The organism is Streptomyces sp. NPDC079141, assembly GCF_040686775.1.
GTDB lineage: Bacteria > Actinomycetota > Actinomycetes > Streptomycetales > Streptomycetaceae > Streptomyces.
Genome location: NZ_JBFBLP010000009.1, coordinates 25,545 through 38,884, shown reverse-complemented (window position 1 = coordinate 38,884; position 13,340 = coordinate 25,545). Strand labels below are relative to the sequence as shown.

General features: G+C 71.1%; 14 protein-coding genes. 6 read left to right on the top strand and 8 right to left on the bottom strand.

The window, feature by feature from the left end:
- Positions 1–9: 9 nt before the first annotated feature.
- From AB0Q90_RS24175 to AB0Q90_RS24150, 6 genes are all read right to left on the bottom strand, one after another.
- Complete coding sequence (locus AB0Q90_RS24175) at positions 10–360, bottom strand: metalloregulator ArsR/SmtB family transcription factor (RefSeq protein ID WP_363161432.1); 351 nt, start codon at positions 358–360, stop codon at positions 10–12.
- A gap of 111 nt (positions 361–471) precedes the next feature.
- The gene (locus tag AB0Q90_RS24170; RefSeq protein ID WP_363161431.1) at positions 472–873 is read right to left on the bottom strand and encodes an anti-sigma factor antagonist; all 402 of its coding nucleotides are present in this window, start codon (positions 871–873) and stop codon (positions 472–474) included.
- A gap of 49 nt (positions 874–922) precedes the next feature.
- Positions 923–1,342, bottom strand: coding sequence for an ATP-binding protein (locus AB0Q90_RS24165; protein WP_363161430.1), 420 nt, complete (start codon positions 1,340–1,342; stop codon positions 923–925).
- A 31-nt stretch (positions 1,343–1,373) separates the two neighbouring features.
- Entirely contained in the window at positions 1,374–3,086 is a 1,713-nt protein-coding gene (locus AB0Q90_RS24160; protein WP_365733598.1) for a SulP family inorganic anion transporter, read from the bottom strand.
- Positions 3,083–3,424 (bottom strand): metalloregulator ArsR/SmtB family transcription factor, encoded by a 342-nt coding sequence (locus tag AB0Q90_RS24155; RefSeq protein WP_363165785.1) that lies wholly within the window; start codon positions 3,422–3,424, stop codon positions 3,083–3,085. The genes AB0Q90_RS24160 and AB0Q90_RS24155 overlap by 4 nt, the downstream gene beginning before the upstream one ends.
- Positions 3,425–3,579: 155 nt before the next feature.
- On the bottom strand, positions 3,580–3,939 hold the full coding sequence (locus AB0Q90_RS24150; RefSeq protein WP_363165786.1) for a zinc ribbon domain-containing protein YjdM: 360 nt from the start codon (positions 3,937–3,939) through the stop codon (positions 3,580–3,582).
- Positions 3,940–4,086: 147 nt separating this feature from the next.
- Between AB0Q90_RS24150 and AB0Q90_RS24145 the strand changes: the two genes are divergently transcribed.
- From AB0Q90_RS24145 to AB0Q90_RS24135, 3 genes are all read left to right on the top strand, one after another.
- Positions 4,087–5,589: a metallophosphoesterase gene (locus AB0Q90_RS24145; RefSeq protein ID WP_363165787.1), complete on the top strand. Its 1,503-nt coding sequence runs from the start codon at positions 4,087–4,089 to the stop codon at positions 5,587–5,589.
- Between the two features lie 62 nt (positions 5,590–5,651).
- Positions 5,652–6,680: an LLM class flavin-dependent oxidoreductase gene (locus tag AB0Q90_RS24140; protein WP_363165788.1), complete on the top strand. Its 1,029-nt coding sequence runs from the start codon at positions 5,652–5,654 to the stop codon at positions 6,678–6,680.
- Between the two features lie 71 nt (positions 6,681–6,751).
- The gene (locus AB0Q90_RS24135; protein ID WP_363165789.1) at positions 6,752–7,189 is read left to right on the top strand and encodes a hypothetical protein; all 438 of its coding nucleotides are present in this window, start codon (positions 6,752–6,754) and stop codon (positions 7,187–7,189) included.
- A gap of 54 nt (positions 7,190–7,243) precedes the next feature.
- Here the strand turns inward: AB0Q90_RS24135 and AB0Q90_RS24130 are convergent, their stop codons facing one another.
- A complete protein-coding gene (locus tag AB0Q90_RS24130) occupies positions 7,244–8,206 on the bottom strand; it encodes a TauD/TfdA family dioxygenase (protein WP_363165790.1) in 963 nt (320 codons plus the stop codon).
- 144 nt (positions 8,207–8,350) lie between these two features.
- On the opposite strand from AB0Q90_RS24130, the gene AB0Q90_RS24125 reads away from it, so the two are divergent.
- The gene (locus tag AB0Q90_RS24125) at positions 8,351–9,277 is read left to right on the top strand and encodes an aminoglycoside 3'-phosphotransferase/choline kinase family protein (protein WP_363165791.1); all 927 of its coding nucleotides are present in this window, start codon (positions 8,351–8,353) and stop codon (positions 9,275–9,277) included.
- Here the strand turns inward: AB0Q90_RS24125 and AB0Q90_RS24120 are convergent.
- A complete protein-coding gene (locus AB0Q90_RS24120; RefSeq protein WP_363165792.1) occupies positions 9,267–10,820 on the bottom strand; it encodes a glycoside hydrolase family 32 protein in 1,554 nt (517 codons plus the stop codon). The two genes, AB0Q90_RS24125 and AB0Q90_RS24120, sit on opposite strands and share 11 nt — an antisense overlap.
- A gap of 160 nt (positions 10,821–10,980) precedes the next feature.
- Between AB0Q90_RS24120 and AB0Q90_RS24115 the strand changes: the two genes are divergently transcribed.
- Both AB0Q90_RS24115 and AB0Q90_RS24110 read left to right on the top strand, forming a co-directional pair.
- The gene (locus AB0Q90_RS24115) at positions 10,981–12,390 is read left to right on the top strand and encodes an extracellular solute-binding protein (RefSeq protein WP_363165793.1); all 1,410 of its coding nucleotides are present in this window, start codon (positions 10,981–10,983) and stop codon (positions 12,388–12,390) included.
- Positions 12,387–13,340 carry a sugar ABC transporter permease gene (locus AB0Q90_RS24110; RefSeq protein ID WP_363165794.1) on the top strand — a complete coding sequence of 318 codons (954 nt, stop codon included), beginning with the start codon at positions 12,387–12,389 and terminating at the stop codon, positions 13,338–13,340. The genes AB0Q90_RS24115 and AB0Q90_RS24110 overlap by 4 nt, the downstream gene beginning before the upstream one ends.

Below are 13,340 nucleotides of genomic sequence, written 5' to 3'. Positions count from 1 at the left end.
GGGCCCCCGCTACGACGGAGGCTTCGTCTGGCCCTGCGCCGCCTTGAGGTCGGCGAGCAGTTCGGCCTGGCCCGCCAGGACGCCGGAGAGGATGGTGCGGGCGACCCGGAGGAGCTCGGCGACGTGCGGGCTGGTGAGCGAGTAGTAGACGGTCGAGCCCTCCTTGCGGGTCACGACCAGGTTCGCGCGGCGCAGGACGGCCAGCTGCTGGGACAGGTGGGCGGGCTCGATGCCCACCTCGGGCAGCATCTCGGCGACCGCGTGCTCGCGCTCGCTCAGGAGCTCCAGGACCCGGATACGGGCGGGATGACCGAGCGTCTTGAAGAACTCGGCCTTCAGTTGGTAGAGCGGCGTACTCATCGTGCCGTCCCCTTCCCGACACAACAGTGACGACCTCAGGAGTTGCCGACATTAGCAATTCCCGAGGTCATGCGTGTGAGAGGGGGGTAGGCAGGCGCCGTACCGGCGGAATCAGTCCTCGGCGGGCCAGCCGGTGGTGCGCCACTCCTGGCGGCCCTCCACGGGCTCCGCGCAGCCCGCGCCGTGCGCCGCGAGCGCGGCCCGTAGGTCGGTGTGCACGGGGATCGGCGGGCCGTCTCCGGTCGGGACGAGGGAGCCGTCGGCGGGGATGGCTGCCAGCTCCAGGCTGCGGCCGGCCTCCAGCAGCCGGAGTGCGGCGGCGGCGATCGCCATCTGTCCCTCGGTCGACCAGTTGCGCAGCTCGGTCAGGTCGACGATCACCGGCCCGGTGCCGCGTGCCAGGGCCCAGCCGACCGCGCCGGTGAAGCGGCGGGCCGCGTCCGGGCCGAGGTAACCGGCGACGGAGAGGATGCCGAGGTTCTCCTCGACGGTGTAGCGCCAGTCGATCGTCATGGGGGTGTACTTCCTTGTGCGGGTCGGCCTGTCGGGATGTGCTGTCCGGTCAGAGGGGAAGGGTGATCCAGATGCTCTTGCCCCCGCCGTCGGCATCCGCGCGGACGACCGCGGTGCCGCTCAGGGCGAGGACCAGTTCCATGACGGTGGCCAGGCCACCGGTGCCGCCGGCCACCCGGTACAGCGGGGGCAGACAGGGATGGCGGTCGTGCACGGCGAGGGCCAGGCAGTCGGTACCCGCCGCGTAGACCACGGTCAGCTGCGGGGAGACGGCGGCGGCGTGCCGGACGCTGTTGGTGACCAGCTCGCCGAGGATGAGCAGGGCCGGGTCCACCGTGGGGTGGCGCAGCCCGATCCCCCATTCGACCAGGGCGTGCTCGGCCGTCTCACGGGCGATCCGGACGGCGGACGGCTTCGTGGGCAGTGTGAGCACGTGCCTGCGGGTGAGGGCTTCGCCGTGCGTGGACATCACGCCTCCGCGCGGCCGGCGCTGTGAGCGCTCATCGCGGGGTTTCCTCGGCGGCGGTCACGGACTTCTGCGAGGGAAGGGCGGGCAGCAGGCCGGACGTCTCCAGGTGGTCGCGGGCGGCGCGGATCGCCTCGGGGGTGGTGGCGTACTCGCGGCCGTCGAGACGCAGCAGCTCCAGCGCGCCGACGGAATCGAGGACCTGGCGCTGACCGGGGCGTATGCCGGAGCTCATGACCACGATGCCGCGCCGGTTGAGCTTCTCCACGGCGTCCTTGAGGACGAGGGCGCCGGTGGCGTCCATGGTCGAGACGCGGGACATGCGCAGGATGACCACGCGTACGTCGGCGACCTCGGTCAGCTCCAGCAGGAAGCGGTGGGCGGCGGCGAAGAACAGCGGGCCGTCGATGCGGTACGCCACGATGTGCTCGGCCAGCAGGGCGTGTTCCTCGGCGCTGTGGTCGCCGCGGTCGAGCGGCACCTGGTCGAGCCGGGCCTGCTTGGCGACGGCGCGCAGGGCGAGGGCGGCGGCGACGGCCAGGCCGATGATGACGGCGTACACGAGGTCCAGGGCCAGGGTCGCGACGGCGGTCAGGATCAGGATCAGGGCGTCGGAGCGGGTGGCCTTGGCCATGGCCCGCAGCGAGCCGACCTCGACCATGCGGATCGCGGTGGCGAGCAGGACGCCGGCGAGGGCGGCGAGCGGGATCTTGGAGACCAGCGGGGCGGCCGCGAAGACGATCACGGCGAGGATCGCGGCGTGGGTGAGGGCGGCGAGCCGGGAGCTCGCTCCGGTGCGGACGTTGACCGCGGTGCGGGCGATCGCGCCGGTGGCGGGGACGCCGCCGAAGAGCGGGGCGGCGATGTTGGCGAGGCCCTGCCCGAACAGTTCGCGGTCGGGGTCGTGCTGCTGGCCGACCGTCATGCCGTCGGCGACCGACGCCGAGAGGAGGGACTCCAGGGCGGCCAGCGCCGCGACCGCCACCGCGGGGGCGAGCAGGGTGCCCAGCGAGCCGAGATCGAGGAAGGACAGCGAAGGAGCGGGCAGGCCGGAGGGCAGGTCGCCGATCGGCTGCGCCGCGTCCAGCCCCGCGGCCTGCGCGACGAGCGTCGCGGCGATCACCGCCACGATCGAGAACGGCACGGTCGGCCGCCACCGCGCACCGGCCAGCATGACCGCGGCCACCGCGACCGCGAGACCGACCGCGGTCCAGTTCGGGGCCTTGGCGAACTCCTCGATCGCCCGCCAGGTCACCGGCAGGACGCGATCGCCCTCGGGTTTGGGCACGCCGAGGGCGTTGGGGATCTGCTGGAGCCCGATCACGCAGGCGATGCCCAGGGTGAAGCCCTCCACCACGGGGGCGGGGATGTAGCGCATGTAGCGGCCGGCCTTCAGCGCGGCCAGCGCCACCAGCATGACGCCGGCCATCAGACCGACGGTGAGGACGCCCGCCGGTCCGTGGGCGCCCACGATGGGGAGGAGGACGACCGTCATGGCGCCGGTCGGCCCCGACACCTGCAGATTCGATCCGCCGAAGAGCGCGGCGAGCGCACCGGCGATCACGGCGGTCGCCAGTCCCGCCTCCGCGCCGAGGCCGGAGGAGACGCCGAAGCCGAGGGCGAGCGGGAGCGCCACGATGGCCACGGTCAGCCCGGCCAGCAGGTCCCGGCGGGGGTCTCGGCGCATCTCCGCCAGGTCGGCGCGGGCGGGCAGCAGCGAGGTGAGGCGGGCGAGCAGGTCGCTCATCGCTCGGCGACCTCGGCTCCGCGCAGCTCGGCGAGGAGTGCGCCGCGCCCGGACAGCATCTCCGTCAGGATCCGCCGGGCGGCCTTCATCAGGTCGGCGACGTCGCCGCCGGCCAGTTCGTACACGACGGTCGAGCCCTCGCGGGTCGCGGTGACGATCCCCGAGCGGCGCAGCACCGCCAGCTGCTGGGACAGGCCGGAGGGCTCCACCTCGATGGCGGCCAGCAGGTCCCGTACCGGCATCGGCCCGTCCTGGAGGAGCTCCAGCACCCGGATTCGTACGGGGTGCCCGAGCATCCGGAAGAACTCGGCCTTGGCCTGGTACAGCGGAACGGACACGGTCCCTCGGCTTCCCTGCGGGCCCCACCTCGGGAGCGAACGCGAAGGCTGTGCCCGCGGCTACCTGCGAGCACAGCCAACACAGCATCTAACCAATTGCGAAATTTTGCAATTCCGCATCAGCTCGTGGCTCCGGCGTTCCGCCGAGGAGGGGGTCAGGCCTTCTTGACCACGCTGGACTTCAGCTGCATCGCCCCGAAACCGTCGACCTTGCAGTCGATGTCGTGCCCGTCGACCCCGTCGACCAGCCGGATGTTGCGCACCTTGGTGCCGGCCTTGATCCCCGAGGGGCTGCCCTTGACCTTGAGCGCCTTGACGACAACCACGCTGTCGCCGTCCTGGAGCACATTGCCCACGGAGTCCTTCACGACGCGCTCACCGGCGGTGCCTTCGCCGTCGGTGGCGCCCTCGGCGGGCACCCATTCGTGGCCGCACTCGGGGCAGACCACGAGGGCGTTCATCTCGTACGTGTACTCACAGGAGCACTTCGGGCAGGGGGGAAGGTTCTCGATCATCCTTCCAGCGTACCCAGCGCCGGGAGCGGTGGGCTGCGCCCCGAGGACCGCTCCGCGACCGCGGGCGGGGCTTCGCGCCCCAACTCCTTTGCCCGGCAAGGCACTCCCGCCGTAAAGGCGTTCGTAGATCATTGTTACGGTTCACCGATGCCCGACTCTTCACGCGACACCGCCGAAGGCGCCGGCTGGGGCTCCGCAGAACGCGGTGAGTACCACCGGCTCATGCCCACCGAGGTCCAGAAGATCTCCTGGCTCGATCCGAGGATGCTGTGGGCCGCCCGCAACGGCGTGCTGGCCTCCTGGTTCGGGGACCCCACCGGACGGACCCGCAGCCGCTGGGTGGCCCAGCGGGCGGCCGCGGGTGCGCCCGCCGACAAGGTCGTCCGGCGCGAGGAGGCGGACCGGTTCTCCTTCCTCGTCATCGGTGACACGGGCGAGGGCGATGATCCGCAGTACGCCGTCGTGCCGGGGTTCTTGAAGGTGGGCCAGGACACCAGCTTCGCGGTGCTCGCCAGTGATGTGATCTACCCGGTGGGCAGCGCCGACGACTACGCCGGCAAGTTCTTCCGCCCGTATCAGGACTACCGGGCGCCGATCTACGCGATACCCGGCAACCACGACTGGTACGAGGATCTGGGCGCGTTCATGCGCGTCTTCTGCGGCGACGCCCCGCCGCTGCCGGCCGAGGCGAAGCCGCGCCCGCTCACCCGGGCCTGGCTGCGCTCGCTGCTGTGGCACCGGCCGCGCACCGGGGACGGCGCGCGGCTCGCCGAGGCGCGGCAGTTGCGGGCCGAGCCCGCCCAGCAGGCCGTCCAGCCCGGCCCCTACTGGGCCGTCGACGCCGGACCGGTGCGGATCGTCGGGATCGACACCGGTCTGCTGGGCACCCTCGACGCCGAGCAGGGCGCGTGGCTGCGCGAGGTCTCCCGGGACCCGCGCCCGAAGATCCTGATCACGGGCAGGCCGCTGTACGTGGACGGCGAGTACCACCCGTGCGCCATCGAGGGCGGCGGCACCGTCGACGACATCGTCCGCGACCCCGCCCACCGCTATGTCGCGGCGATCGGCGGCGACATCCACAACTACCAGCGCTATCCGGTGCAGGTGGACGGCCGCACCATCCAGTACGTCGTCTCGGGCGGCGGCGGCGCGTTCATGCACGCCACGCACACGATTCCGCGCGTCGACGTGGCGAACGTGACCGAGCAGGACTTCCGCTGCTATCCGCTGCGCGGCGACTCCCTGGCCTTCTACAGCGGCGTGTACGGCCGCCGGCTGCGGCTGCGCCGCTTCTTCACCCTCACCGAGGACGAGGCCACCGCCGTCGTCGCCGAGCGCCTGGGCATCCGGCCCGGCCGCGCCCCGGGTCCCGAGGCCCGGATCACCCGCCGCACCCGGCTGGTCGCGAGCCTGCTCGGCGCGGGCCGCCGTCCCGACCGCAGCGCACGCTTCCGGCTCCCCGTGCGCAAGATCTACACGCAGTTGTTCTCGCCGGGTTCGGCGACCTACAGCCCGCCCTTCTTCAAGTGCTTCCTGCGTGTGGACGTCTCACCGGAGGCGGTCCGGCTGCGCTGCTACGCCGCCACCGGCAACCGGGCCCAGGAGGTCGACCCGCCCGTCGAGGACGAGATCACCATTCCCCTGGTGTGAGGGAACAGCACCGGCGGGCGCGGGGTTGGCCCCGACAGAGACTCTTGAAAGTTGGAGGAACTGTGTCGTCGACTCCGCGTCCGCTGCGCAAGCTGGGCTTTGTGACCATCGGGCTGTTCGACGGGGCGGATCCGCGCGCCGGTCACGAGTCCACGCTCGGCATCATCGAGCTGGGCGAGCGGCTGGGTTTCGACAGCGCATGGCTCCGCCACCGGCATCTGCAGTACGGCATCTCCTCCCCCATAGCCGTGCTCGCCGCGGCCTCGCAGCGCACCAGCCGCATCGAGCTGGGCACGGCGGTCACCCCGCTCGGCTGGGAGAACCCGCTGCGGCTGGCCGAGGACCTGGCCACCGTCGACGTCCTGTCCGGCGGCCGGCTCAACCCGGGGGTGAGCGTCGGCCCGCCGATGCACTTCGACCGGGTCAAGGACGCGCTCTACCCGGACACCGCGGACGCGGAGGAGTTCGGGTACGAGCGGGTGCGGCGGCTGCTGGACCTCGTACGGGGCAAGCCGGCCACCGACTTCAGCGGCGTGGAAGGATTCGAGGTCTTCTCCGACCGCGTCCAGCCGCACTCCCCCGGCCTGGGCCGCCGTATGTGGTACGGCGGCGGCAGCCTCAACTCGGCGCGGTGGGCCGGTGAGCACGGCATGAACTTCCTGACCAGCAGCGTCGTCAAGGCGGAGGACGCCGAGGGCCCGTACGACTTCGCGGAGATCCAGCTGTCCCACATCCGCGCCTTCCGCGCCGCCCACCCCGACGGCGAGGCGGCCCGTGTCTCCCAGGGCCTCGTCGTCATCCCCACCGACTCCGCCACCCCCGCTCAGCGCGCCAAGTACGAGGAGTACGCCGCCCGGCGCACCCCTCGTACCGCCGCACCGCAGGGTCCGGCGCGGCTGCTGTTCGCGCCGGACATCGTCGGCACCTCCGAGCAGATCGCCGAACGCCTGCACGCGCACGCTGCGTTCCGTGAGGTGGACGAGGTGGCGTTCGCGCTGCCGTTCACCTTCGAGCACGAGGACTACGTGCAGATCCTGACCGACATGGCGACCGTGCTCGGCCCGGCACTGGGCCGGCGGCCGGTCGTCTGACGCGAGGGGATCCCCGCGAACGGTGTGGACCGAGCCGTCCACTACGATGCCGTGCGATCAGAGGGGGAATCGTGGACGAGATACACCGGCCGGAGCAGCCCACCGCCAGACAGGGGCCGAGCCCGGCCTACCTCGTCGTGGCGATCATTCTCGCTGTCGCACTCGCGGGCGGGGGCTTCCTCGTTGGCAGGGCATCCGTCTCACCGCCGGCTCAGACGTCGGACCGGGCCGGCAGCACATGTGATGACGCAACAGCAGCCGCGGACGAGCAGCTGGAGGTGGCCGAGGAAGCATCGGTCGACGCCGCCACGATTCCCGGCGAGGCGGATCGGCAGCACGCCGCGCTCAAGCAGGCAGCCGTGGTCATCGGCCAGAACCCCAGCTGTTTCAGCGCCGCCGAGCGCGCGACGGCACAGACCTTCCTCGACAACGACGAGCAGGAAGCCCTCCGGTCGGCAGCGCAGTGCGCCGCGGCCCAGGACGTCATGGAGCGCTCCCTCTACTGCTGAGGCACCGAACACCGGTTGCCCGCACGGCCGGGAGCACGTCCGCAAGGCCCCTCCTCACCACCTCCCCGGCTCGCTCCCCACGATCGGCTCCGACGGCTTGCCGTTCACCCCGACCGGTACGTCGCCGGCGAGCATCACGCGGTGCATGGTGCGCGGGAAGTCGAGGTGGGCGTTGTCGCTGGGGGCCAGGTGGATCGTGGCGCGGTTGTCCCAGAAGGCGACGCTGCCGGGTTCCCAGCGGAAGCGGACCGTGTACTCGGGGCGCACGGCCTGGTCCAGCAGCAGTTCCAGCAGGGCCTGGCTCTCGGCGCGGGAGACATCGGCGATCTGCTCGACGTAGTAGCCGTTGACGTAGAGGATCCGCTCGCCCGTCTCGGGATGGACCCGGACCAGCGGGTGCAGGGTGGCCACCTGGTGGTCGAGGAGGTGGCGGACGTAGGCGTCGTCGCCGGGGCGGGGCTGGTAGCCGACGCCGAGGCGGTGTTCGGCGCTGAGGCCGTCCACGAACTGACGTACCGGTGCGGACAGTCCGGCGTAGGCGGCGGCGAGGTTGGACCAGGTCGTGTCGCCGCCGTAGGGCGGGACCGTCTCGGCGCGCAGGATGGTCGCCGCGGGCGGGTCGACGCGGGCGCCGTGGTCGCAGTGCCAGCCGCGCAGCAGGGTGTGGCGGCGGCGTTGCAGCCACTCGTCGTGCGCCATGCCGAACCGGCCGCCCAGTTCGAGGCGGTCCGCGGTCGTCTCCACCTCGGGGAAGTCCGGCGGCGACGCCTTCCCTCGGTGCGGCAGGAGGACGAGCTCGCCGAAGCGGCGTGCGAACGCCACGTGCCCGGCGTGGTCCAGCCGCTGCCCCCGGAAGAACACCACCTTCCAGCGCAGCACCGCCGCCCTGATGGCCGCGATCACCGAGTCGTCGAGCTCGCCCGCCAGGTCCACGCCGGTGATCTCCGCCCCGATGTGTCCGGCGACCGGCTTCACCTCGATGCCCGCCGCCTGCTCGCTGCCCCTGTCCGTCGTCATGCGCACTCCGTCGTTCGTCGGCGACTCCGGCCCCGGTGAGCGCCGGTTCTCCGAAGATCGTGACAGTCGTCGGCGCCGGTGGCGACAGGGCCCTGCCGCAAATCCCGTTGTGGCCGGGGTGATTGGCCGCTTACGGTCCCGGTCATGCTGCCCGTGGTGGAGACGGACGAGGAGTGGGACGCGGTCGTCCCCGACGAGACGGTGATGCGTCCCGGAGTCGAGGACCTGTGCGCGCGCCTCGGGCTCGCCGGGGCGCCCCTGACCCGTTTCGCGGACGGTTCGCAGCCGGTCTACGCGGTCGGCGACGAGCATGTGCTGAAGCTGTTCCCCGCGGCCGCCGCCGGGGACGGGGTCGCGGAGGGCCGTGTGCTGTCCTTCCTTGAGGGGCGGCTGCCCGTGCCGACGCCGCGGGTGCGGGACTGCGGCGCGTACGAGAACGGCTGGCGGTACGTCCTGATGTCCCGTCTGCGCGGGGAGAATCTGGCCCGGTCCTGGGAGCGGGTGCCGAGGGCCGACCGGGAGCGGCTCGTCGCCGAGGTCGGCGAGAGCCTCGCGGTGCTGCACTCGCTCCCCGCCGATCCTCTGCGGGATGTGCTCGGTCCCGGCGACTGGGGCGCCTTCGTGGACCGGCAGCGCGCCGGGGCGGTGCCCCAGCAGCGTGCATGCGGGCTGGCGGAGGTGTGGCTGGAACAGATCCCGGACTTCCTGGACTCCGTCGCCCTGCCCCGTACACCGCGGAAGTCACTGCTGCACACCGAGGTGATGCAGCAGCACTTCCTCGTCGATCCCGACGGGTGGCGGCTGACCGGGCTGTTCGACTTCGAGCCCGCCATGATCGGCGACCGCGCCTATGACTTCGTGGGCGTGGGCCTGTTCGTCACGCGGGGTGATCCGGAGCTGCTGGCCCGGCTCGCCGGGGCCTACGGCCATTCCTTCGAGCCGTCGGTCCTGCTCGCGTACACGCTGCTGCACGTCTACAGCAGTCTCCCCTGGTACCTGCGGGAGCTGGGCGAGCCGGCCGAGCGGAGGCTGCCCGCGCTTGCCGAGGCGTGGTTCGGTCTCACACCGTGAACTCGCGGATCACCGTGTTGCGGAACACGGCCGTGCCGTCGATCGAGAACAGCGCGACCCTGTTGTCGATCAAGTACGGGAAGACCTCGGTGGTGTGCACGTACCGGCCGTCGTCGACGAACATCTCCACGGACGTGCGGTCGACCAGGATGCGCAGCTTCACCTTGCGGGCGGCCGGGTCGAAGGGGCTCTTGCTCTCCTGCCAGCGGCCGGAGGCGTCGGGGTTCACGGTGGGGCGGCGGTTGAGGAAGGCGTAGTCGTTGTAGACCCCGAGGTCGATGTGGCGCAGGCCGTCGGGTGAGCGGCGCACCTGGACGCCGGCTCCGGTGAGCTGGTCCCAGGTGATCTCGCAGGTGAGTTCGTAGGCGGTGCCCCGGTAGTCGAGCACGCGGGTGCCGTTGACCTCCACATCGCCCAGGTTCACCGTCCGCGAGACGTAGGAGTCCAGCGCGGCGACCGGGCGCGAGGCGAGGTGGTAGGCGCCCGAGGAGCCGCGCTTCAGGGTGACCTCGCGGACGATCGAGTCGGTGCCGTTGAAGCCGTCGGAGTCGATCGTGGGCGTGGTGTTGGCGTAGTCCCAGTTGTTCAGCCAGCCGATCGCGTACCGGGTGCTCTCGTCGAGGGTGCCGCCCGCGTCGCGCTTGTCGAAGGTGACGGCGCCGTACCAGTCCCAGCCGTGGTCGAGCCACTGCGGGTCGCCCGCGTCGGCGGTGAACGTGGTGCCGTCGAAGGAGCCGGTCCAGTAGGCGTAGGTGTTGGGCAGCCCGGACGCCTTGGCGTTGGCGCTCACGCCCAGCACCCACTTCGCGGTGCCGTCGTCCGCGGTGATGCGGAACAGGTCGGGGCACTCCAGGACGCCGATGCCGTCCTTGACGAAGCCGCTGGCGTACGTCCAGGACTTCAGGTCGGCCGAGTGGTAGAAGCCGACCTTGTTCCGTTCGGCCAGCGTCATCACCCACCGGCCGCGTTCCTCGTCCCGGATCACCTTGGGGTCGCGGAAATCGGCCACGCCGGGGTTGGGCAGGACGGCGGCGGTGCCGTGCGGGGCGAAGGTGCGGCCGTCGTCGGTGGAGTAGTACAGGAACTGCTCCTGGTGGTCGGTGCCGCCTCCGGGCGACATGGTGACGAGCACGATCACGGCACCGGCGCCGAAGCCCGCGGTGTTGTCGGTGTCGACCACCGCCGAGCCCGACCAGACATCGCCGTTGACGGTGGTGTCCTTGGGCACCGCGATGCCCCGGTCGGTGAAGGAAACCAGGTCACGGCTGGTGGCCAGCCGCCAGGCGGTGCCCGCCTCGGTGCCGCCCGCGAAGTAGTCCGGGTTGTACAGGTAGTAGTAGTGGTACTCGCCGTCGATCCACACCGGTCGCTGCGGGTCGTTCTTCCACTGGTCGGGGACCGTGAAGTGGTACGCGGCCCGGTAACGGCCGCACGCGGCGGCGGACTTGGGCCTCGCGGCGGCCGGTCCGGCGGCCGGCAGCAGTACGGCTGCCGCGCCCGCCGTCGACCCGGCGAACAGGGCTCTCCTGGACAGCCCACGCATCACACATCGTTCCTTTCCTCGGAGACGGCGGCTCATGTGGGTCAGGACTCTGCGACCTAACTCGTTAAAGGTCAAGGGTGCACAAGGCTTGACAGGGACGTAACACGCTTCACATCATCTGGGACATCAACCCTGATCTAACACGAGTTAGGCCCGTTAGATGACCGACTCGCACGTCACCCGCCGCGCACTGCTGCGGTACGGCGCCTACGGGGCGGGAGCCGCCGCCCTGGCCGGCACCGCCGCGAGCTGGGACCGGCTCACCGGAGCCGACATCCCCGGCCGCGACGACGACTCCCTCGTCGTCGCCACCCTCGGCCCCGCCTACGGCCCCGATGCCGTCAAGGCGCTGTCCGAGGGCTTCAAGAAGGTCCACCCCGACATCAAGCTGCGCGTCAACGCCGTGCAGGCCGTCGACTGGTCGGACTTCTTCGCGAAGATCCTCACGCAGATCGCCGCGGGCACCGCTCCCGACCTGGTCTACGTCGCCACCGAGGGCGTCCAGCTGTTCGCGGAGCGGCTCGGTGTCGCCCTGGACCACTGGGTCAAGCGGGACGCCGAGGAGCTGCGCGAGTACTTCGCCGACGTCCACCCCTCGCTGGTGGAGTCGATGATGTACGAGGGCAGCCTCTACCAGCTGCCGATCGAGTTCAACGCGGCCGACATGTATCTGAACAACCAGGTGCTGAAGCGTGCGGGCGCGAGCTTCCCGGCCGCCGACTGGACCCGCGACGACTTCACCGGCCTGCTGCGGGACATGAAGAAGTCGAGCGGCTCGCAGTTCACGCCGTACTTCTGGACCAACCGGCTGTGGGGCGGCGTGGTGCCCTGGCTGTTCGCCAACGACACGAACCTGCTCTCGGAGTCCAAGGCGCCGGGCGGCTCGTGGCTGTGGGACAGCTTCTACCCGGCCGCCGACCGGACCGGGCGCGGCGGCGGCTTCCGGTGGACGACCCCGCAGGCCACCGACGCGCGCGTGGAGGAGGCCTACGACTACCTCGCCTCCCTCATCCAGGAGGGCCTGTGCTCCCGCCCGGAGGGCGGCAACGGCCAGAACCTCGTCGGCGTGTTCTCCACCGGCCGGGTCGGCGTCACCCCCGCGGGCGGCTTCTGGGCGGGCGGTCTGCACCTGGCCGGCATGCAGTCCGAGGACTACGACGTGCAGTACTTCCCGCGCTGGCGCACCCAGCGCATGCAGTACGGCGCCGCCGGCTACGCGCTGCTGCGCACCTCGAAGAAGCAGGACGAGGCCTGGGAGTTCATCAAGTACGCGGCCCGCAGGGAAACCCTCGACGAGCTCTTCGTCACCAACCAGACCACCCCGGCCCGCCGCTCGATGCTCACCGCGGACCGCTACCGGGAGACCGGCCCGAACCACTGGCAGGTCTTCTACGACACCCTCGACAAGTTCCCCGACACCGGGCCGATCCCGGCCCCGCCGCAGGTCGCCGAGGTCGAGCAGGTGCTGCTCAAGCACACCGGCACGGCGCTTGCCTCCCGGCGCGCGGTGGGTCCCGCGCTGCGCCGGATGCAGAGCGACCTGGAGAAGGCCATGGAGCGTGACGTATGACCACGAACACCCAAGCACCGGCCGCACGGCCGCAGCCGAAGGCACCGGCCGCCGCCGCCCCGCAGCCCTCCGCGCGCGACCGCGGCTCCCGGCTGCTGGCCACGCTGTTCCTGACGCCGACGATCGTCGGCATCGTGGTCTTCACCGTCGTACCGATCATCGGCTCGGTCGTGCTCAGCCTGTTCCACTGGAACGTGATCGACGACCCGAGCTTCGCGGGGACCGACAACTACCGGGAGATCTTCAGCGACTCGACGGTCCTGGTCTCCTTCCGCAACACCCTGGTGTTCATGGTGTTCGCCGTCGCGCTGCAACTGCTGATCGCGCTGGTGCTGGCGCTCGCGATCAACGGGCGGATGCCGGTGTGGCTGCGCTCGGTGTTCCGCTCGGCGTTCTTCTTCCCGCTGGTGCTGTCCGCCGCCTCGATCTCGGTGGTGATGAAGTACCTGTTCAACCAGGACTTCGGGGTGGTGAACTGGCTGATCGGGCTGTTCGGGATCGCGCCGGTGCCCTGGCTGACATCTGAGAACGCGGCGATGACGACGGTCGTCCTGGTCTACGTCTGGCAGCAGTTCGGGTTCTCGTTCCTGCTGTTCGTCGGCGGCCTGAACAACATCCCCAAGGAGATCCACGAGGCGGCTTCCCTGGACGGCGCGACCGGTCTGCGCAAGCACCTCACGGTGACGCTGCCGCTGCTGTCGCCCACGCTGCTGGTCGCCTCCGTGGTCGGCATCATCAACGCCCTCCAGGTCTTCGAGCAGCCCTACGTCCTCACAGACGGCGGGCCCGGCGACTCCACCCGCACGGTGGTGATGGTCATCTACGAGAGGGCGTTCGAGCAGCTCCGCTTCGGCGAGGCGTCCGCGGTGGGCGTGCTGCTGTTCGTGCTGATCATGGCGGTGACCGCCCTCCAGTTCCGGCTCAGCCGGCGTTTCGTCCACTACCAGTGA

Excerpts from the sequence above, each read along its gene's own strand:
- AB0Q90_RS24130 (WP_363165790.1), bottom strand. The coding sequence starts at position 8,206 with ATGACGACGGACAGGGGCAGCGAGCAGGCGGCGGGCATCGAGGTGAAG.
- AB0Q90_RS24145 (WP_363165787.1), top strand. The coding sequence starts at position 4,087 with ATGCCCGACTCTTCACGCGACACCGCCGAAGGCGCCGGCTGGGGCTCC.
- AB0Q90_RS24115 (WP_363165793.1), top strand. The coding sequence starts at position 10,981 with ATGACCGACTCGCACGTCACCCGCCGCGCACTGCTGCGGTACGGCGCC.
- AB0Q90_RS24125 (WP_363165791.1), top strand. The coding sequence starts at position 8,351 with ATGCTGCCCGTGGTGGAGACGGACGAGGAGTGGGACGCGGTCGTCCCC.
- AB0Q90_RS24165 (WP_363161430.1), bottom strand. The coding sequence starts at position 1,342 with ATGTCCACGCACGGCGAAGCCCTCACCCGCAGGCACGTGCTCACACTG.
- AB0Q90_RS24160 (WP_365733598.1), bottom strand. The coding sequence starts at position 3,086 with ATGAGCGACCTGCTCGCCCGCCTCACCTCGCTGCTGCCCGCCCGCGCC.
- AB0Q90_RS24120 (WP_363165792.1), bottom strand. The coding sequence starts at position 10,820 with ATGCGTGGGCTGTCCAGGAGAGCCCTGTTCGCCGGGTCGACGGCGGGC.
- AB0Q90_RS24110 (WP_363165794.1), top strand. The coding sequence starts at position 12,387 with ATGACCACGAACACCCAAGCACCGGCCGCACGGCCGCAGCCGAAGGCA.
- AB0Q90_RS24150 (WP_363165786.1), bottom strand. The coding sequence starts at position 3,939 with ATGATCGAGAACCTTCCCCCCTGCCCGAAGTGCTCCTGTGAGTACACG.
- AB0Q90_RS24175 (WP_363161432.1), bottom strand. The coding sequence starts at position 360 with ATGAGTACGCCGCTCTACCAACTGAAGGCCGAGTTCTTCAAGACGCTC.
- AB0Q90_RS24170 (WP_363161431.1), bottom strand. The coding sequence starts at position 873 with ATGACGATCGACTGGCGCTACACCGTCGAGGAGAACCTCGGCATCCTC.